This window comes from Enterobacter sp. NFIX59, assembly GCF_900113755.1.
Classification (GTDB): Bacteria; Pseudomonadota; Gammaproteobacteria; order Enterobacterales; family Enterobacteriaceae; genus Enterobacter; species Enterobacter pseudoroggenkampii.
The window spans coordinates 1,625,877-1,643,037 of record NZ_FOQN01000001.1 but is presented as its reverse complement, the minus strand read 5'-3'; the positions used below and the strand labels follow the sequence as shown (position 1 = coordinate 1,643,037).

General features: G+C 55.8%; 18 protein-coding genes and 1 other RNA gene. 14 read left to right on the top strand and 5 right to left on the bottom strand.

Annotated features, from left to right (window positions below):
• The first annotated feature begins 59 nt into the window (after positions 1–59).
• From hupB to BM007_RS08000, 4 genes are all read left to right on the top strand, one after another.
• Positions 60–332: a nucleoid-associated protein HU-beta gene (hupB, locus tag BM007_RS08015; protein WP_002444653.1), complete on the top strand. Its 273-nt coding sequence runs from the start codon at positions 60–62 to the stop codon at positions 330–332.
• A gap of 212 nt (positions 333–544) precedes the next feature.
• The gene (gene ppiD, locus BM007_RS08010) at positions 545–2,416 is read left to right on the top strand and encodes a peptidylprolyl isomerase (protein WP_090418031.1); all 1,872 of its coding nucleotides are present in this window, start codon (positions 545–547) and stop codon (positions 2,414–2,416) included.
• A gap of 148 nt (positions 2,417–2,564) precedes the next feature.
• On the top strand, positions 2,565–2,945 hold the full coding sequence (locus BM007_RS08005; protein WP_061715872.1) for a helix-hairpin-helix domain-containing protein: 381 nt from the start codon (positions 2,565–2,567) through the stop codon (positions 2,943–2,945).
• Between the two features lie 99 nt (positions 2,946–3,044).
• Positions 3,045–3,443 (top strand): YbgC/FadM family acyl-CoA thioesterase, encoded by a 399-nt coding sequence (locus BM007_RS08000; RefSeq protein ID WP_090418028.1) that lies wholly within the window; start codon positions 3,045–3,047, stop codon positions 3,441–3,443.
• Positions 3,444–3,504: 61 nt separating this feature from the next.
• Here the strand turns inward: BM007_RS08000 and queC are convergent, their stop codons facing one another.
• Positions 3,505–4,200, bottom strand: a complete 696-nt coding sequence (gene queC, locus BM007_RS07995; protein ID WP_032646166.1) for a 7-cyano-7-deazaguanine synthase QueC — start codon at positions 4,198–4,200, stop codon at positions 3,505–3,507.
• Between the two features lie 66 nt (positions 4,201–4,266).
• Positions 4,267–5,967 (bottom strand): SgrR family transcriptional regulator, encoded by a 1,701-nt coding sequence (locus tag BM007_RS07990; protein ID WP_090418025.1) that lies wholly within the window; start codon positions 5,965–5,967, stop codon positions 4,267–4,269.
• 101 nt (positions 5,968–6,068) lie between these two features.
• Here BM007_RS07990 and cof point away from each other — a divergent pair, with 101 nt between their 5' ends.
• Positions 6,069–6,887 (top strand): HMP-PP phosphatase, encoded by an 819-nt coding sequence (gene cof, locus BM007_RS07985; RefSeq protein ID WP_032661517.1) that lies wholly within the window; start codon positions 6,069–6,071, stop codon positions 6,885–6,887.
• Between the two features lie 41 nt (positions 6,888–6,928).
• Here the strand turns inward: cof and BM007_RS07980 are convergent, their stop codons facing one another.
• A complete protein-coding gene (locus BM007_RS07980; RefSeq protein ID WP_048989744.1) occupies positions 6,929–7,975 on the bottom strand; it encodes a PLP-dependent cysteine synthase family protein in 1,047 nt (348 codons plus the stop codon).
• A gap of 115 nt (positions 7,976–8,090) precedes the next feature.
• On the opposite strand from BM007_RS07980, the gene BM007_RS07975 reads away from it, so the two are divergent.
• The 5 genes from BM007_RS07975 to amtB all read left to right on the top strand — a co-directional run bounded on the left by BM007_RS07975 (position 8,091) and on the right by amtB (position 14,010).
• Entirely contained in the window at positions 8,091–8,549 is a 459-nt protein-coding gene (locus BM007_RS07975; RefSeq protein ID WP_023310581.1) for an Lrp/AsnC family transcriptional regulator, read from the top strand.
• A 30-nt stretch (positions 8,550–8,579) separates the two neighbouring features.
• Positions 8,580–10,352, top strand: a complete 1,773-nt coding sequence (locus tag BM007_RS07970) for a SmdA family multidrug ABC transporter permease/ATP-binding protein (protein ID WP_090418022.1) — start codon at positions 8,580–8,582, stop codon at positions 10,350–10,352.
• Positions 10,345–12,126, top strand: coding sequence for a SmdB family multidrug efflux ABC transporter permease/ATP-binding protein (locus tag BM007_RS07965; protein WP_090418019.1), 1,782 nt, complete (start codon positions 10,345–10,347; stop codon positions 12,124–12,126). Before BM007_RS07970 ends, BM007_RS07965 begins: the two co-directional genes overlap by 8 nt.
• Positions 12,127–12,346: 220 nt before the next feature.
• Positions 12,347–12,685, top strand: coding sequence for a P-II family nitrogen regulator (gene glnK, locus BM007_RS07960; protein ID WP_008503304.1), 339 nt, complete (start codon positions 12,347–12,349; stop codon positions 12,683–12,685).
• Positions 12,686–12,720: 35 nt separating this feature from the next.
• Positions 12,721–14,010, top strand: a complete 1,290-nt coding sequence (gene amtB / locus BM007_RS07955; RefSeq protein ID WP_024906831.1) for an ammonium transporter AmtB — start codon at positions 12,721–12,723, stop codon at positions 14,008–14,010.
• 191 nt (positions 14,011–14,201) lie between these two features.
• Here amtB and tesB read toward each other — a convergent pair whose 3' ends face one another.
• Positions 14,202–15,062, bottom strand: a complete 861-nt coding sequence (gene tesB, locus BM007_RS07950) for an acyl-CoA thioesterase II (RefSeq protein WP_023293157.1) — start codon at positions 15,060–15,062, stop codon at positions 14,202–14,204.
• 200 nt (positions 15,063–15,262) lie between these two features.
• Between tesB and BM007_RS07945 the strand changes: the two genes are divergently transcribed.
• A complete protein-coding gene (locus BM007_RS07945) occupies positions 15,263–15,790 on the top strand; it encodes a YbaY family lipoprotein (protein WP_024906833.1) in 528 nt (175 codons plus the stop codon).
• A gap of 30 nt (positions 15,791–15,820) precedes the next feature.
• Here BM007_RS07945 and BM007_RS07940 read toward each other — a convergent pair whose 3' ends face one another.
• Positions 15,821–16,132: an MGMT family protein gene (locus BM007_RS07940; RefSeq protein ID WP_024906834.1), complete on the bottom strand. Its 312-nt coding sequence runs from the start codon at positions 16,130–16,132 to the stop codon at positions 15,821–15,823.
• Between the two features lie 170 nt (positions 16,133–16,302).
• Between BM007_RS07940 and ffs the strand changes: the two genes are divergently transcribed.
• From ffs to BM007_RS07925, 3 genes are all read left to right on the top strand, one after another.
• Positions 16,303–16,399: signal recognition particle sRNA small type (ffs, locus tag BM007_RS07935), an RNA gene on the top strand.
• Between the two features lie 260 nt (positions 16,400–16,659).
• Positions 16,660–16,911 carry a hypothetical protein gene (locus BM007_RS07930; RefSeq protein WP_023310587.1) on the top strand — a complete coding sequence of 84 codons (252 nt, stop codon included), beginning with the start codon at positions 16,660–16,662 and terminating at the stop codon, positions 16,909–16,911.
• Positions 16,908–17,123, top strand: a complete 216-nt coding sequence (locus BM007_RS07925) for a hypothetical protein (protein WP_008503298.1) — start codon at positions 16,908–16,910, stop codon at positions 17,121–17,123. The genes BM007_RS07930 and BM007_RS07925 overlap by 4 nt, the downstream gene beginning before the upstream one ends.
• Positions 17,124–17,161 lie beyond the last annotated feature (38 nt).

Genomic DNA, 17,161 nt, shown 5'->3' with positions numbered 1-17,161 from the left:
CGCGGTCGCGTTGTGAAGGATTCAGGCGCGATATAAATTATAAAGAGAGGAAGAGAACAGTGAATAAATCTCAACTGATTGACAAAATTGCTGCTGGTGCTGATATTTCTAAAGCTGCAGCTGGACGTGCCTTAGATGCATTAATTGCTTCTGTTACTGAATCTCTGCAGGCTGGGGACGACGTTGCACTGGTAGGCTTCGGTACTTTTGCTGTTAAAGAGCGTGCTGCCCGTACTGGCCGCAACCCTCAGACCGGTAAAGAGATCACCATTGCTGCTGCTAAAGTGCCGGGTTTCCGTGCAGGTAAAGCGCTGAAAGACGCAGTAAACTGATTGCTTTCCCGTTTCAGGGAAGCCGGAAAGTACAAGGGCGCATCATTTGATGTGCCTTTTTTGTTTGTCCAGACCTGATTTGTGCGAGTTTATGCGAGTTGTGGGCTGACAATCGCCCCGTTTTCTTGTCACAATACACCTTCACGCGCGACGGGCAGGATTTTCCGTCAGCGTCAGGTAACCAGTCACCTACAGCGGAGTGTTGTTACACCATGATGGACAGCTTACGCACGGCTGCTAACAGTCTCGTGCTCAAGATTATTTTCGGTATCATTATCGTGTCGTTCATATTGACCGGCGTGAGCAGTTACCTTATTGGCGGTGGCGCAAACTATGCCGCAAAAGTGAATGGCCAGGAGATCAGCCGTGGTCAGTTCGAGAATGCTTTTGCCGGTGAACGTAACCGTATGCAGCAACAGCTGGGCGACCAATTCTCTGAACTGGCGGCGAACGAAGGGTACATGAAGACCCTGCGCCAGCAGACACTGAACCGTCTTATCGACGAAGCGCTTCTGGATCAGTATGCTAAAAAACTGGGCCTTGGCATCAGCGATGAGCAGGTGAAAAAAGCCATCTTCTCCACCCAGGCTTTCCAGTCTAACGGTAAATTCGACAACGCGCGTTATAACAGCATCGTCAACCAGATGGGCATGACGGCAGATCAGTACGCGCAGGCTCTGCGTAATCAGCTGACCACCCAGCAGCTCATCAATGCCGTTGTGGGCACCGATTTCATGCTCAAAGGTGAAACGGACGAACTGGCCGCGCTGGTGGCGCAGCAGCGCGTTGTACGCGAAGCGACTATTGATGTGAACGCCCTGGCGGCGAAACAGCAGGTGAGCGACGCTGACGTTAACGCTTACTACGAGCAGAACAAGAATTCCTTTGTTTCTCCAGAGCAGTTCCGTGTGAGCTACATCAAGCTGGATGCTGCCGCGCTGCAGGAAACCGCGTCTGATGCGGAAATCCAGTCTTACTACGACCAGCATCAGGATCAGTTCACTCAGCCGCAGCGTAACCGCTACAGCGTGATTCAGACGAAGACCGAGGCTGATGCCAAAGCGGTACTGGAAGAGCTGAATAAAGGCGCTGATTTCGCGACCGTTGCGAAAGCGAAATCCACCGACATTATCTCTGCGAAAACCGGCGGTGATATGGGATGGCTGGAAGACGCGACCACACCGGATGAGCTGAAAAATGCCGGTCTGAAAGAGAAAGGTCAACTTTCTGGCGTCATTAAGTCTTCCGTTGGTTTCCTGGTCGTGCGTCTGGACGACATCACCGCGGCGAAAACCAAGCCTCTGGCTGAGGTTCGCGACGATATCGCGGCGAAAGTGAAACAGGAAAAAGCGCTGGATGCCTACTACGCGCTGCAGCAGAAGGTGAGCGATGCTGCCAGCAACGACAACGAATCTCTGGCGGGTGCTGAGCAGGCGGCGGGTGTGAAGGCGGTTGAGACGGGCTGGTTTGGGCGTGACAACCTGCCGGAAGAGCTGAACTTTAAACCGGTTTCCGATGCCATCTTCAATGGTGGTCTGGTGGGCGAGAACGGCACGCCGGGCAGTAACTCTGACATCATTACCGTCGACGGCGATCGTGCGTTTGTGTTGCGCGTCAGCGAGCATAAGCCAGAAGCGGTCAAACCGCTGGCGGACGTGAAGGATCAGGTCGTTGCCCAGGTTAAGCACAACAAAGCGGAACAGCAGGCGAAACTGGATGCTGAAAAGATTCTGTCTGATTTGAAAGCGGGTAAAGAAGACGCGCTGAAAGCGGCTGGCCTGAGCTTCGGTGAAGCGAAAACGCTGAGCCGTACCGGCCAGGACCCAATCAGCCAGGCCGCGTTTGCTCTGACTCTGCCTGCGAAGGACAAGCCAAGCTTCGGTACCACCACCGATGCGCAGGGTAACGTCGTTCTGCTGGCGCTGGATGAAGTGAAAGCCGGCACCCTGCCAGACGCGCAGAAGAAAGCGATGGTTCAGGGGATTACCCAGAACAATGCTCAGATTGCCTTCGAAGCCATGATGAGCAACCTGCGTAAAGAAGCCAAAATCAAGCTGGGTGATGTGATGACTCAGCAGCAGTAATTACGTGTCTGCTCGCAGATTTTCGTAACGCTCTGCAATAACTAAAGGCCGCTTTCGCGGCCTTTTCCATTTCTGCAATCTGCTGTTTGTGACGGGTTTATCTGGCGGCTATCGTGACGTGGCTGTCAACAAACAAGGAGATAACAGCATGAAATGTGGAATCAAAGCACTGTTAATTACGCTGGCTATTGCCACCACCGGGATGAGCGCGGGCGCGCTGGCGGCGACGCCCGCCGCCAAACCACAGGCTACGCAGAGCAAGTCCGACGCAGCCGCGCCGGTGCAAGGACAAACCAAAGCGACTGACGCCGGTAAAAATGCGGATGATGACGGTACGCGGGTGAGTATCAATTCGGCCTCGGCGGAAGATCTGGCCCGCGTGATGAATGGCGTCGGATTGAAAAAAGCGCAGGCCATCGTCAGCTACCGCGAAGAGTATGGTCCTTTCAAAACGGTCGACGATCTCAAACAGGTTCCGGGCATGGGGGGCGCACTGGTTGAGCGCAACCTCTCACACCTGACGCTGTAATTACGCAATTTCTTGCACTGCGGCAAAATTTTGCCAGGATAAAGAGGTCATACCAGTTATGACCTCTCATCCTACAATAACAGTAAAGGCAATTGCGCTATGCAGACAAAAATCAAAGTACGCGGTTTTCATCTCGACGTTTACCAGCATGTGAACAACGCTCGCTATCTTGAGTTTCTTGAAGAAGCGCGCTGGGACGGGCTGGAAAATAGCGAAAGTTTTCAGTGGCTGACCGCGCACAACATCGCGTTTGTGGTCGTCAATATCAATATCAACTACCGGCGTCCGGCCGTGCTGGGCGATGTGCTCACGGTGACCAGCCAGGTGCAGCAGATCAACGGCAAAAGCGGGGTGCTAAGCCAGGTGGTGACGCTCGATCCTGAAGGGCAGGTGGTGGCTGATGCGCTGATTACTTTTGTCTGTATCGATCTGAAAACCCAGAAGGCGCTGCCGATTGAAGGGGAACTGCGGGAAAAGCTGGAGTTGATGATCGTATAAGACATATTAAGGCATACTCGTGCTGTCGACACCCGTTTTGCGACAGCACGGTCAAATAGCCCTATTTTAGCCCGGTCTTTTTCTGCATCGCGGCCATCACACCGACTTTATCGGCAAGATAGTGGTTCAGCCCGTTAGCGCGAAGATTACAGGCCGCGCACTGGCCGCAACCGTCGCCTTTGATACCGTTATAGCAGGTAAGCGTTTCGCTGCGAACAAGGTCCAGCTTGCCCCAGTAGTCCGCCAGCGCCCAGGTTTCTGCTTTATCCAGCCACATGAGTGGGGTTTCAAAGCGCGTCTCTTTCGCCATCCCCAGATTGACGGCGTGGTTTAACGCTTTCACGAACTCATCACGACAGTCCGGGTAGCCGGAGAAGTCGGTCTCGCACACGCCCGTGATCACCGCTTCGGCTTTTACCTGGTAGGCGTAGATCGCCGTCAGGGTCAGGAAGAGGATATTACGACCCGGAACGAAGGTATTCGGAATGCCGCTGGCATCGGGTTCGTAGTCCGGGACGGGAATACTGTCCCGGGTGAGGCTGCTTACGGCCAGTTCATTTAACAGCGTAACGTCCAGCACCTTGTGCGCGCGTGCGCCCAGTTTCAGGGCAAGTTCACGGGCAACGTCGATTTCAGCGCGATGACGCTGACCATAATCGAAAGTCACACAGTGAACTTCATCGTACTGATGAAGAGCCTGAACCAGGCAGGTAGTAGAGTCTTGTCCTCCGCTGAACACGACGACGGCACGTTTCATAAATCATCTCGACTGTTACGGTAAAAACGTTATGTTACCGTCAGACCACGACGGCGACCAGCTTCTTCACGATTTAGGGGCGGGCAGCCAGGCTTCGGTAAAATCAAACCAGCCGCGGGTATTGAGGCGTATGCCGTTAACTCCCGGCGGGGCGCTGATCTGGTATTGATAATTGAACAGTGGGGTGATCACCGCCTTTTCCATGAGCCGGGAGAAAATGGCCCTGAGCCCGGCATGTCTGGCCTGCTCGTCGGCCTGGGTCTGTACCGCATCCAGGGTGGCCTGCAGATGAGCATATTGCGGTGCGCTAAGCACATGTGGCCATAGGGCATCACAGCGCAGCCACTGTTCAAGCGTATATTCCGGCGCTTCACCAATCAGCCTGTCACCCATCATGAGGTCCGCGTCCGCCAGTTGCTGGCATCCGTCCCAGGTTTTTGCGTCGTGAAAGATAACCGTTAGCTCGCAGCCCTGCTGCGCAAGATACTGTTTTAGCTGACGCGCCATCGTGTGCAACTCAACCGGTAAATGGTAAATCAGGGTTAACTTAGTCGGCAGAGAGACATGAGTTAAATCCGACCACTGAGGGATTGCCCATCCTGGCAGTAACTCCTCTGTTGGGGTAATCAGCCCTTCGTTGAGCGGAAGCGTGTGCAGAAGCGATGAGAGATGAATGATGTTAATGAGCCGTCGTGCCTGCATTTCACTCAGACGCGGGCTTTGCTTCAGGGTGAGATAACAAAAGCCCAGACTGGTGCTGTTCGTCACCAGGCGCAGGCTTTCCAGCTCATCCGGCTCGCCAATGGCGATCTGCACCGGATGGCGACAGCTGGTACCCAGCCCATAGTCAAACAGCGACGGTGTGATCCAGTATTCGATAGCCTTAAGCAGCGGGTGGCTGAGATGGTACTGGTCGTGGCTTTCCAGACGAACCAGATCCGGCTCATACACGCTGAGTCTGAAGGGGCCGCAGCCCGTCAGGGGCTGTTCGGGATGTGCAAGCCGGCTACAGTAGGTGGCGAGGCGGTGTGCCAGCCAGTAATCCGGCTGGTGCAGTGTGAATGTCAGACACTGGGGATGGGTGACGTCAATGCGCAGGACGCTCTGGAACAGTTTACGCAGGGCGGGTAAGGCAAAAAGTGCATTCAGGCTTTGCTGAAGCTGTCCGGTTTCGACCTTATCGCCGTTATGCCAGTGTAAGGTGGAACGTATATAAAAATGCCAGCGCAAACCGTCCGTCGACACCTCCCAGTGATGAGCGAGATCGCCCGTGGGTTCACTGCTGTCGCCGTGAAATCGCGCCAGTCCGGAGAATACCTGTCCCGCAAGATGCTGCTCCGCCCGACCGGGTAAAAAACCCGGCTGAAGCGGATCCAGTGAGCGGTAATAGGGGATGCGCAGCGTCGGCGTGTCGTTTTGCCACTGCCCGCCTAAAAACGGATGCAGCAACGATCGTAATTCTGCGGGGGCAAGTTGGGCCAGTTCCAGCGCGTTATGCTGCTGCCCGCTCTTCAGCGCCTCCTCCATCATCGCATTGCGCAGTGACTCCGGCGTGACATGGAACGTAAGCTCACCCCGCTTACCGCGGCCAGACTGCGCTCGCCAGCTCAGCCAGCCCGCCTCCTGGGCCTGACGCAGCAGCGTTCGGACATGCCGTTCGCTACAAAAACAGCGGGCGGCCAGCTCGCTGATGGTGACCTGTTGCGTTGCACCCTGGGAAGGCTGCCACAGGCGGTGATACTGGTTGAGTCGATTGAGCTGGCGCATAAGAAACCCGGAACAATAATTATCATCTATTCACTATTACTTCCGTATATCTCACACGATACTGATGCACAAGTTAACCGCATCACATTTCGGGAGTAATCATGGCTCGGCTCGCTGCATTTGATATGGACGGTACGTTGTTAATGCCGGATCACCGTTTAGGGGAAAAAACCCTGAACACGCTGAAGCGCCTGCACGAGCGTAATGTCACCCTGACGTTTGCCACCGGGCGTCATGTGCTGGAAATGCGCCACCTGCTGGGGGCGTTTTCCCTCGACGCCTTTCTGATCACCGGCAACGGGACGCGAATTCACTCCGTAGAAGGCGACGTGCTGCACCGACAGGATCTCAACCCGGAAGTGGCGGACATCGTGCTGCACAGCACCTGGGACACGCAGGCCAGCATCCACGTCTTTAACGATCGGGGCTGGTTTACCGGAAGTGAAATCCCTGAATTATTGCACGCGCATGTTTACAGCGGCTTTAAATACCAGCTTATCGATCTGCGTCGGATCCCCGCCCATGCGGTAACTAAGATCTGCTTCTGCGGCGATCACGACGATCTGTGCCGCTTACGGATTCAACTGAATGAGGCGCTGGGCGACCGGGCGCACCTGACCTTCTCAGCGGTGGATTGCCTGGAAGTGCTGCCGGTGGGCTGTAACAAAGGTTCCGCTCTGGCGGTTCTGAGCGACCACCTGGGCTTAACGCTGCAGGAGTGTATGGCGTTCGGTGACGCCATGAACGACCGCGAAATGCTGGGCAGCGTAGGTCGCGGTCTGATCATGGGGAATGCGATGGCGCAGCTGAAAGCAGAACTTCCTCATCTGCCGGTTATCGGCCACTGCCGTAATGAAGCGGTGTCCCATTTTTTGACGCATTGGCTGGACAACAACAACCTCCCATATTCCCCCGAATAGTGAGACCCTTCCAGCAAGCCAGACTTCGGTCTGGCTTTTTTTTATTTCACAAGCTGCGCAATCTGCGCTTTCCACGGCGTGATGTCGCCAATGTTGGCCTGCACCCACTCCGCGTTGTAGTAGGTCTCAAGATAACGCTCGCCGCTGTCACACAGCAGCGTGACGATGGAACCGGTGCGACCCTCTTCGCGCATACGTGCGGCAAGCTGCAGCGCGCCCCACATATTTGTGCCCGTGGAGGCACCCACCTTGCGGCCCAGCTGCGTTTCCAGCCAGTGCGCCGTTGCCACGCTGGCGGCATCCGGCACGCGCATCATCTCGTCCACCACGTCGGGGATGAAAGAGGGCTCCACGCGCGGGCGGCCAATCCCTTCAATTTTACTGCCCACCGGGCTGCGCAGACCGGCATCGCGATTTTGCCAGTAGTCGAGGAACACGGAGTTCTGCGGGTCAACCACCATCAGCTGGGTATCGTAGCCCTGACAGCGGATGTAGCGTCCGATCGTGGCTGAGGTGCCGCCGGTACCGGCGCTCATGACAATATACGACGGAACCGGATGCGGTTCGTGGGTCATCTGGCGGAAGATACTGTCGGCAATGTTGTTATTGCCGCGCCAGTCCGTTGCGCGCTCGGCGAAGGTGAACTGGTCCATATAGTGGCCGTTCAGCTCGCGGGCCAGCATTTCGGAGGCGGCGTAGATTTCGCAGGCGCTTTCCACAAAGTGGCAGCGACCGCCGTAAAATTCGATCTGCTCGATTTTGCGTTTTGCGGTGCATGACGGCATCACCGCGATAAACGGCAGGCCCAGCAGGCGGGCAAAATAGGCTTCGGATACCGCCGTTGAACCTGAAGAGGATTCAATAATGGTGGTGCCTTCTTTGATCCAGCCGTTACACAAACCGTATAAAAACAGCGAGCGCGCCAGGCGATGCTTCAGGCTACCGGTAGGATGGGTGCTTTCGTCTTTCAGATAGAGCTGAATGCCGTCAAATCCCGGCAGGGAAAGGCGAATCAGGTGCGTATCCGCCGAGCGCTGATAGTCGGCATTGATTTCGCTGATCGCATGTTTAACCCAGGTGCTATTCATCGTCGTTATCCGTTTGTCATTTTGTGCCTAGCATAGCGAAAAGCACAGAAAAAATTGTTGCTATCTGGCCTTTAAAATAGAATGAAGGGAGAAAAATTTTCTCTGTGAGGTGGGTATGCTAGATAAAATTGACCGCAAGCTCCTTTCATTGCTGCAAAATGACTGTACCCTCTCTTTGCAGGCGCTGGCAGATGCCGTTAATCTGACCACCACCCCGTGCTGGAAGCGTCTTAAGAAGCTGGAAGATGACGGCATTCTTCTGGGGCGCGTCGCGTTATTAGATCCCGAAAAGCTGGGGCTTGGGCTGACGGCATTTGTGTTGATTAAAACCCAGCATCACAGCAGCGAGTGGTATTGCCGCTTCGTTACTCAGGTGTCTGAGATGCCCGAGGTGCTCGGTTTCTGGCGCATGGCCGGCGAGTACGATTACCTGATGCGCGTCCAGGTGGCCGACATGAAGCGCTATGATGATTTCTACAAGCGGCTGGTGAACAGCGTACCCGGTTTGTCGGACGTCACCTCAAGTTTCGCCATGGAACAGATTAAATACACCACAGCATTACCTATTGAATAACTTCGTAAAATACCTTCAGGAACAAACCGCGTGCGATTATTTGCCCAATTAAGCTGGTACTTTCGTCGGGAGTGGCAACGCTACCTCGGTGCAGTAGCCCTGCTTATTATCATTGCTATCCTGCAGCTGATCCCGCCGAAAGTGGTGGGGTACGTCGTGGATGGCGTCACCGAACAGCATTACACCACCGCACGGGTGTTGATGTGGGTCGGCACGCTGGTGCTGACGGCGGTCATCGTTTATCTGCTACGCTACGTCTGGCGCGTGCTGCTGTTTGGTGCGTCCTATCAGCTGGCCGTTGAGCTGCGTGAAGATTTTTACCGCCAGCTGAGCCGACAGCATCCTGAATTTTATCTGCGCCACCGTACCGGGGATCTCATCGCCCGCGCCACTAACGACGTCGATCGCGTGGTCTTTGCTGCCGGGGAAGGGGTATTGACGCTGGTGGACTCGCTGGTGATGGGCTGTGCGGTGCTGATCGTGATGTCCACGCAGATCAGCTGGCAGTTGACCCTGCTCGCTCTTCTGCCGATGCCGATCATGGCGCTGGCGATCAATCGCTATGGTGAACAGCTGCACGAGCGCTTTAAGCTGGCGCAGGCGGCGTTTTCGTCTCTGAACGATCGCACCCAGGAGAGCATGACCAGCATTCGCATGATCAAAGCGTTTGGCCTGGAAGACCGGCAATCTGCGCTGTTTGCGGCCGATGCGGCGGACACGGGAGCGAAAAACATGCGCGTTGCGCGTATTGACGCCCGCTTCGACCCGACGATCTATATCGCGATTGGCATGGCGAACCTTTTGGCGATTGGCGGCGGCAGCTGGATGGTGGTGCAGGGCACGTTGACCCTGGGGCAATTAACCAGCTTTGCGATGTATCTGGGGCTCATGATCTGGCCGATGCTGGCGCTGGCCTGGATGTTTAACATCGTGGAGCGCGGCAGCGCCGCCTATAGCCGCATTCGTGCCATGCTGGCCGAAGCGCCTGTGGTCGTTGACGGCAGCGACGCGGTACCGGAAGGGCGCGGCGTCATGACCGTCGACGTCCGGCAGTTTATCTATCCGCATACGGAGAATCCGGTACTGGAGAACGTCAGCTTTACCCTACAGCCGGGCCAGATGCTGGGCATCTGCGGCCCGACGGGATCCGGCAAAAGTACCGTGCTGTCGCTGCTCCAGCGCCACTTTGACGTCACCGAGGGTGATATCCGCTTCCACGATATTCCCCTGACCAGGCTATTGCTTGATGAATGGCGTGGCCGTCTGGCGGTTGTCAGCCAGACGCCGTTTCTTTTTTCTGACACCGTGGCGAACAACATCGCGCTTGGGTGCCCGGCAGCAACGCAGGAAGAGATCGAGCATGTGGCACGTTTGGCCAGTGTACATGAGGATATTTTGCGTCTGCCGCAGGGCTACGACACCGAAGTCGGGGAACGCGGCGTCATGCTGTCCGGCGGGCAAAAACAGCGTATCTCCATTGCCCGGGCGCTGCTGCTGAATGCGGAAATCCTGATCCTGGATGATGCGCTTTCTGCCGTGGATGGCCGTACCGAGCACGAGATCCTGCATAACCTGCGCCAGTGGGGCGACGGACGCACGGTGATTATCAGCGCCCACCGTTTGTCAGCGCTCACCGAAGCCAGCGAAATTCTGGTCTTACAACACGGGCACATTGCCCAGCGCGGGCAACATGAAACGCTGGCCGAGCAGCCGGGCTGGTATCGCGATATGTACCGCTATCAACAGCTTGAAGCGGCGCTGGACGATGCGCCGGAGCAGGATGAGGAGGCCGCCAATGCGTAAGCTCGGAACGATGTGGCCGACGCTTAAACGTCTGCTGGCCTACGGCTCACCGTGGCGTAAACCGCTCTCGGTGGCCGTGCTTTTGCTCTGGATTGCAGCAATTGCCGAGGTGAGTGGTCCGCTGCTCATCAGCTATTTTATCGACAACATGGTCGCCAAAAGCTATCTACCGCTGGGTCTGGTGGCGGGTTTAGGCGTGGCCTACGTCGGCTTACAGCTGACGGCGGCAGGGTTGCACTATGCTCAGTCGCTGCTGTTTAACCGTGCAGCCGTGGGCGTTGTACAGCAGCTGCGTACGGACGTGATGGACGCGGCGCTTCGCCAGCCGCTCAGCGAGTTTGATATCCAGCCAGTCGGGCAGGTGATATCGCGCGTGACCAACGATACCGAGGTGATCCGCGATCTGTACGTCACCGTGGTTGCGACGGTATTACGCAGCGCGGCGCTGATTGGCGCGATGCTGGTGGCGATGTTCAGCCTCGACTGGCGCATGGCGCTGGTGGCGATCACCATCTTCCCGGCGGTGCTGATTGTTATGGTGATTTACCAGCGCTACAGCACGCCGATTGTGCGTCGGGTGCGCGCTTACCTGGCCGACATCAATGATGGCTTCAACGAAGTGATCAACGGCATGAGCGTCATCCAGCAGTTCCGCCAGCAGGCGCGCTTTGGCGAACGCATGGGCGAAGCCAGCCGTTCGCACTATATGGCGCGTATGCAGACGCTGCGCCTGGACGGTTTCCTGCTGCGACCGCTGCTGAGCCTTTTCTCGGCGCTGGTGCTGTGTGGGTTGCTGATGCTCTTTGGCCTGAGCTCAAACGGTACGATTGAAGTGGGTGTGCTGTACGCTTTTATTAGCTATCTGGGACGCCTCAACGAGCCGCTGATCGAGCTCACTACGCAGCAATCGATGCTGCAACAGGCGGTCGTCGCCGGTGAGCGCGTCTTTGAGCTGATGGACAGGCCGCGTCAGGCCTACGGCAATGATGAGCGACCTCTGCAAAGCGGGGCTATCACCTTTGATAACGTCTCGTTTGCCTATCGCGAAGACCGCCTGGTGTTGCAGGACATCACGCTTGACGTTCCGTCGCGCGGTTTTGTGGCGCTGGTGGGGCATACCGGCAGTGGTAAGAGCACGCTTGCCAGTCTGTTGATGGGCTATTACCCGGTCACGCAAGGTGAAATCCGCCTCGACGGACGCCCGCTTGCGTCTCTCAGCCACACCGTGTTACGCAAAGGCGTTGCGATGGTGCAGCAGGATCCGGTCGTTCTGGCCGATACCTTCTACGCCAACGTGACCCTGGGGCGAGACTACACCCAGGAGCAGGTCTGGGACGTGCTGGAAAAAGTGCAGCTGGCAGAGCTGGCGCGCGGGTTCAGCGACGGGATCAACACGAAGCTGGGCGAGCAGGGGAACAATCTCTCTGTCGGGCAAAAGCAGCTTCTGGCACTGGCGCGGGTGCTGATTGAAACGCCGCAGATACTGATTCTGGATGAAGCGACGGCCAGTATTGACTCCGGCACCGAGCAGGCTATCCAGCAGGCGCTGGCCGCGGTAAGCGATCATACGACGCTGGTGGTGATTGCCCACCGCCTTTCCACCGTCGTCGATGCGGATACCATTATGGTGCTGCATCGCGGACAGGCCGTTGAGCGCGGTACGCACCGCGAGCTGCTGGAAGCAAAAGGGCGCTACTGGCAGATGTACCAGCTGCAGCTGGCGGGCGAAGAGCTGGCCGCCAGCGTGCGTGATGAAGAGTCGCTTAGCGCCTGATGCACTAAAATGAGGCGGCGCGCTAACAGTCATTCCTGTTGGTGCAAAACTGAAACGCACCCTGCACCGGCATGGTGCGTTTTTTTTCACCCGGGCGTTTAACAGAACCGTGTAACGCTCATCACACCGTTGTTCCCCTTCGTTTTCATTTCTGGCACACCCCTTGCAATACCTTCTGCGTAAGCTGCGGCCATTACCGAATTCTGACTGGAGGGGATCTATGAAGCTGGTTACGGTTGTAATCAAACCATTCAAACTCGAAGACGTGCGCGAAGCATTGTCTTCAATGGGTATTCAGGGACTGACTGTCACCGAAGTGAAAGGCTTTGGTCGTCAGAAGGGTCATGCCGAGCTTTATCGCGGGGCGGAATACAGCGTTAACTTTCTGCCAAAAGTAAAAATTGATGTCGCGATTGCTGACGATCAGCTTGACGAAGTCATTGATGTCATTAGCAAAGCGGCCTATACCGGCAAAATTGGCGACGGCAAAATTTTCGTTGCCGAACTGCAGCGCGTCATTCGCATTCGTACCGGCGAATCTGACGAAGCGGCTCTGTAATTAACGCCTGGCACACAGTGATAGGGATCGAGAAAATGAAGATAGCAACACTTAAAACGGGTCTGGGTTCGCTGGCACTGCTGCCGGGCCTGGCGCTGGCTGCTACCCCTGCGGTGGTCGACAAAGCCGATAACGCCTTTATGATGATCAGCACCGCGCTGGTGCTGTTCATGTCTATTCCGGGCATTGCGCTGTTCTACGGCGGCCTGATCCGTGGCAAAAACGTTCTCTCCATGCTGACGCAGGTTGCCGTGACGTTCGCACTGGTCTGCGTGCTGTGGGTGGTTTACGGTTACTCGCTGGCGTTCGGCACGGGCAACGCGTTCTTTGGTAACTTCGACTGGGTGATGCTGAAAAATATTGAGCTGACCGCGCTGATGGGCAGCTTCTATCAGTATATTCACGTGGCGTTCCAGGGCTCCTTCGCCTGTATTACCGTCGGACTGATTGTGGGCGCGCTCGCCGAGCGTATTCGTTTCTCTGCCGTTCTGATCTTCGTGGTGGTCTGGCTGACGCTCTCCTATGTGCCGATTGCGCACATGGTCTGGGGTGGCGGTCTGCTGGCAACGCACGGTGCGCTGGACTTCGCGGGCGGTACCGTTGTTCACATCAACGCCGCGGTAGCGGGTCTGGTGGGTGCCTACCTGATTGGCAAACGCGTGGGCTTCGGTAAAGAAGCGTTTAAACCGCACAACCTGCCGATGGTCTTTACCGGTACGGCTATCCTCTACTTTGGCTGGTTTGGCTTCAACGCCGGCTCAGCCAGTGCCGCCAACGAAATCGCCGCGCTGGCCTTCGTGAACACCGTTGTGGCCACGGCGGGTGCAATCCTCTCCTGGGTATTTGGCGAGTGGGCGGTACGCGGTAAACCTTCTCTGCTGGGCGCCTGTTCGGGTGCCATCGCCGGTCTGGTTGGCATCACCCCAGCATGTGGTTATGTCGGTGTGGGCGGTGCGCTACTGGTCGGCCTGGTGTCCGGTCTGGCGGGTCTGTGGGGCGTGACCGCACTGAAACGTCTGCTGCGCGTGGATGACCCTTGCGATGTATTTGGCGTTCACGGCGTGTGCGGGATTGTCGGCTGTATCATGACCGGTATCTTCGCGGCGAAATCGCTCGGTGGTGTGGGCTATGCAGAAGGCGTCACCATGGTTCATCAGGTGCTGGTGCAGCTGGAAAGTATTGCTATCACCGTGGTGTGGTCTGCCGTTGTCGCTTTCATTGGCTACAAACTGGCGGACATGACCGTCGGTCTGCGTGTCCCTGAAGAGCAGGAACGCGAAGGTCTGGACGTCAACAGCCACGGCGAGAATGCGTATAACGCGTAATAAACAGCAAAACGGCAACCTGAGGTTGCCGTTTTTAGTGTTTGTTCCCTCTCCCCGTGGGAGAGGGCCAGGGTGAGGGCATCAGGCCGCACAAGGTAAAAGCAAAACGGCAACCTCAGGTTGCCGTTTTTAGTGTGTATTCCCTCTCCCCGTGGGAGAGGGTCAGGGTGAGGGCATCAGGCCGCACATAATCACCCGCGATTACGCATTACCCCTTCCTGCACCGTTGAAGCGACCAGCACGCCGTCCTGGGTATAAAACTCCCCACGCACAAACCCGCGGGCGCTGGATGCCGACGTACTCTCCACGCTGTAGAGCAGCCACTCATTCATGTTGAAGGGACGGTGGAACCACATCGAGTGATCGATCGTCGCGACCTGCATCCCTTTTTCGAGGAAGCCGACGCCGTGCGGCTGCAGCGCCACCGGCAGGAAGTTGAAGTCAGACGCATAGCCCAGCAGATACTGATGGACGCGGAAATCTTCCGGCACGGTGCCGTTGGCACGGATCCACACCTGACGCTTTGGCTCGGCGGTGTGGCCCTTCATTGGGTTGTGGAATTCGACGGGGCGGATCTCAAGCGGCTTATCGCAGAGAAACTTCTCTTTGACCTGCGGCGGCAGCAGATGCGCCAATGCGCGAGCGATATCCGTCTCCGATTTGAGATCGTCCGGTGAGGGGGCAGGGGGCATGACTTTCTGATGCTCATAACCCGGCTCTGGCGCCTGGAAGGAGGCGGTCATGTAAAAGATTGGCTTACCGTTCTGAATGGCCGCGACGCGGCGCGCGCTGAAGCTGTTACCGTCTCGTAGAACTTCAACGTCATACACGATGGGTTTCGCGCTATCGCCAGGGCGTAAGAAGTAGCTGTGGAATGAATGCACCAGACGGTCTGCCGGGACAGTCTCCTTTGCAGCGTACAGCGCTTGTCCAACGACTTGCCCCCCGAAGACCTGGCGTAAACCTAAATCTTCGCTCTGTCCGCGAAAGAGTCCTTCCTCAATTTTTTCCAGATTCAGTAATGTCAGCAGATTGTTCAGTGCCTGACTCATAGTTGTCCTCAATAAACGCCGTAGCGAAAGATAGGCTGAGTATAACGCAGAAATGAAAGTGGTCCGATGGGTAGAATAATCTGAATATCAGGATGATTTCAGGCATTAATCAGTGAGTTGTGCCACACTTAAATACGTTATGTGATTGAAACGACATCGGATGGGATCGATCCCGCTGGTGCATTGATAAGGAGACTTCAATGAAACTCGTGCCCATGCTAAGTGGTGTAGCTATTGCGGTGGCGTTGTCCGCCTGTGCCGGTAAGAGCGCCCAGGTGCCAGTGCCAGCAGCAGACCCGAACGGGATTAATACCCTTTCGCAGCAATCCATTCAGCAGCCTAACGTTTCCGGTACCATCTGGATTAAACAGAGAGTTGCGCTGCCGCCGGATGCGGTATTAACCGTGACGCTGTCTGATGCTTCCCTGGCCGACGCACCGTCGAAAGTCGTGGCTCAGCGTGCCGTTCGTACTGAAGGCAAGCAGGCGCCGTTTAGCTTCGTGTTGCCGTATAACCCGTCGGACGTGCAGCCTAATGCCCGTATCCTGCTGAGCGCAGCGGTAACCATTAACGGTAAGCTGGTCTTCATTACCGATACGGTCCAGGAAGCGATTAACAACGGTGGGACCAAAATCGACCTGAACCTGGTGCCTGTGCAGCAGACCGAAGTGCCGGTCGCGCCGCAGACCAATCAGCCGTCCCTGCCAACCCCACCGACTCAGATGTAATGTGTATCCCCCTCTCCTTCGGGAGAGGGGTCAATATTCCCAGCGAAATTTCTGCAAATCGATCTGACCCGACCCTGACACCTGCACCCCCTCTGAAAGTAACGCCTGACGCTGACGCTGGAGATCCGGCCCGGTGAGTGATATGACGCCATGACGATTCACTACCCGATGCCAGGGCAACGTACTGCCTTCCGGCAGCCGTTTCAGGACGCCTCCAACCTGTCGCGCCGCGCGCGGTGAACCGGCCAGGCGTGCGACATCACCATAGGTGGTGACATAGCCTTCCGGAATTGAGGCAACGATTTGCCATACGCGCTGTGGAAAGGAGTCGTGTTCGTCCATACCTTCACCTGTGGGGAGTTTCTGGAAAGCTATGGTAAACCAGGATCTTCATGATTGCTGCGTCTGTTTGCGCAAGAAACCAGCATCCGGTTCCTGGCGGCTTGCAATTGGGCCCTCGCACGGGGATAATGCGCCAGCGCGTTGGTTATCAACGCTCTCAATGGGGGCTCTGTTGGTTCTCCCGCAACGCTACTCTGTTCACCAGGTCAGGTCCGGAAGGAAGCAGCCAGGGCAGACGACGTGTGTGCCGGGATGTAGCTGGCAGGGCCCCCACCCATTTCTGCCCTCATAAGATCTTCCTGCTTCACCTCTCCCTTTAAACCGCTATCCCGCAATAATATTATGCCTATATCGTGTAATATATATTTCATCCCACTGAAATATTATTGTCATAAACCTGTAATAATAGACTGTCATTTTATAATTGGACGGTTATTTTCTTCCATAACTCAAAAAATATATATCTGGATAACATTGTTAACTTCGTGTATTAAATAAAGTACTTATTCCGAAGGGAAGTGACAAACATGGCTACAGCGGTATTAAACGTTAAGATTGATGATGCGCTGAAAGAAAGGCTTCGCCACTATGCGGAAGTGAATAACGAGAATTTAAGCGTGACGACAGAGAAACTGCTGCTGCTAGCGTTCGAAGCAGTAGAAGAGGCGGGAGTATCGGAAGAGGATATTGATAATCAGCACACGGAAGAAGAGAGTGTTTCTCCTTTTACTCCTAAAGAAATCAAAGCTCTACGCAAACTTCTGAAGAAGAGAAAATGAAACAACAACTGTCAACTGCCAGTGACTACAAAGAGGCCTGCGATCTGTTGCGTTCAGGCTACGTGAAGCATGTACGTCTTGGCTGGAATGTCGGAAGTGATGAGTTCTTTCGTATTGCGTCTGACTGGTGTGATACCGGCGCAAAAATAAAGAAAGACGGTGAAAACTTCGTTATTTCACTGAAAGGTTTTCCTATTCCTGCTCAGCATTAACTCCTGACTGGTGAAAACTGCTGACTGTATCCGTGACA

Excerpts from the sequence above, each read along its gene's own strand:
- BM007_RS07925 (WP_008503298.1), top strand. The coding sequence starts at position 16,908 with ATGAAACAACAACTGTCAACTGCCAGTGACTACAAAGAGGCCTGCGAT.
- BM007_RS07940 (WP_024906834.1), bottom strand. The coding sequence starts at position 16,132 with ATGGACGAACACGACTCCTTTCCACAGCGCGTATGGCAAATCGTTGCC.
- BM007_RS07945 (WP_024906833.1), top strand. The coding sequence starts at position 15,263 with ATGAAACTCGTGCCCATGCTAAGTGGTGTAGCTATTGCGGTGGCGTTG.
- glnK (WP_008503304.1), top strand. The coding sequence starts at position 12,347 with ATGAAGCTGGTTACGGTTGTAATCAAACCATTCAAACTCGAAGACGTG.
- amtB (WP_024906831.1), top strand. The coding sequence starts at position 12,721 with ATGAAGATAGCAACACTTAAAACGGGTCTGGGTTCGCTGGCACTGCTG.
- cof (WP_032661517.1), top strand. The coding sequence starts at position 6,069 with ATGGCTCGGCTCGCTGCATTTGATATGGACGGTACGTTGTTAATGCCG.
- queC (WP_032646166.1), bottom strand. The coding sequence starts at position 4,200 with ATGAAACGTGCCGTCGTCGTGTTCAGCGGAGGACAAGACTCTACTACC.
- BM007_RS08005 (WP_061715872.1), top strand. The coding sequence starts at position 2,565 with ATGAAATGTGGAATCAAAGCACTGTTAATTACGCTGGCTATTGCCACC.
- BM007_RS07930 (WP_023310587.1), top strand. The coding sequence starts at position 16,660 with ATGGCTACAGCGGTATTAAACGTTAAGATTGATGATGCGCTGAAAGAA.
- tesB (WP_023293157.1), bottom strand. The coding sequence starts at position 15,062 with ATGAGTCAGGCACTGAACAATCTGCTGACATTACTGAATCTGGAAAAA.
- BM007_RS07990 (WP_090418025.1), bottom strand. The coding sequence starts at position 5,967 with ATGCGCCAGCTCAATCGACTCAACCAGTATCACCGCCTGTGGCAGCCT.
- BM007_RS08000 (WP_090418028.1), top strand. The coding sequence starts at position 3,045 with ATGCAGACAAAAATCAAAGTACGCGGTTTTCATCTCGACGTTTACCAG.
- BM007_RS07965 (WP_090418019.1), top strand. The coding sequence starts at position 10,345 with ATGCGTAAGCTCGGAACGATGTGGCCGACGCTTAAACGTCTGCTGGCC.
- BM007_RS07980 (WP_048989744.1), bottom strand. The coding sequence starts at position 7,975 with ATGAATAGCACCTGGGTTAAACATGCGATCAGCGAAATCAATGCCGAC.
- BM007_RS07975 (WP_023310581.1), top strand. The coding sequence starts at position 8,091 with ATGCTAGATAAAATTGACCGCAAGCTCCTTTCATTGCTGCAAAATGAC.
- ppiD (WP_090418031.1), top strand. The coding sequence starts at position 545 with ATGATGGACAGCTTACGCACGGCTGCTAACAGTCTCGTGCTCAAGATT.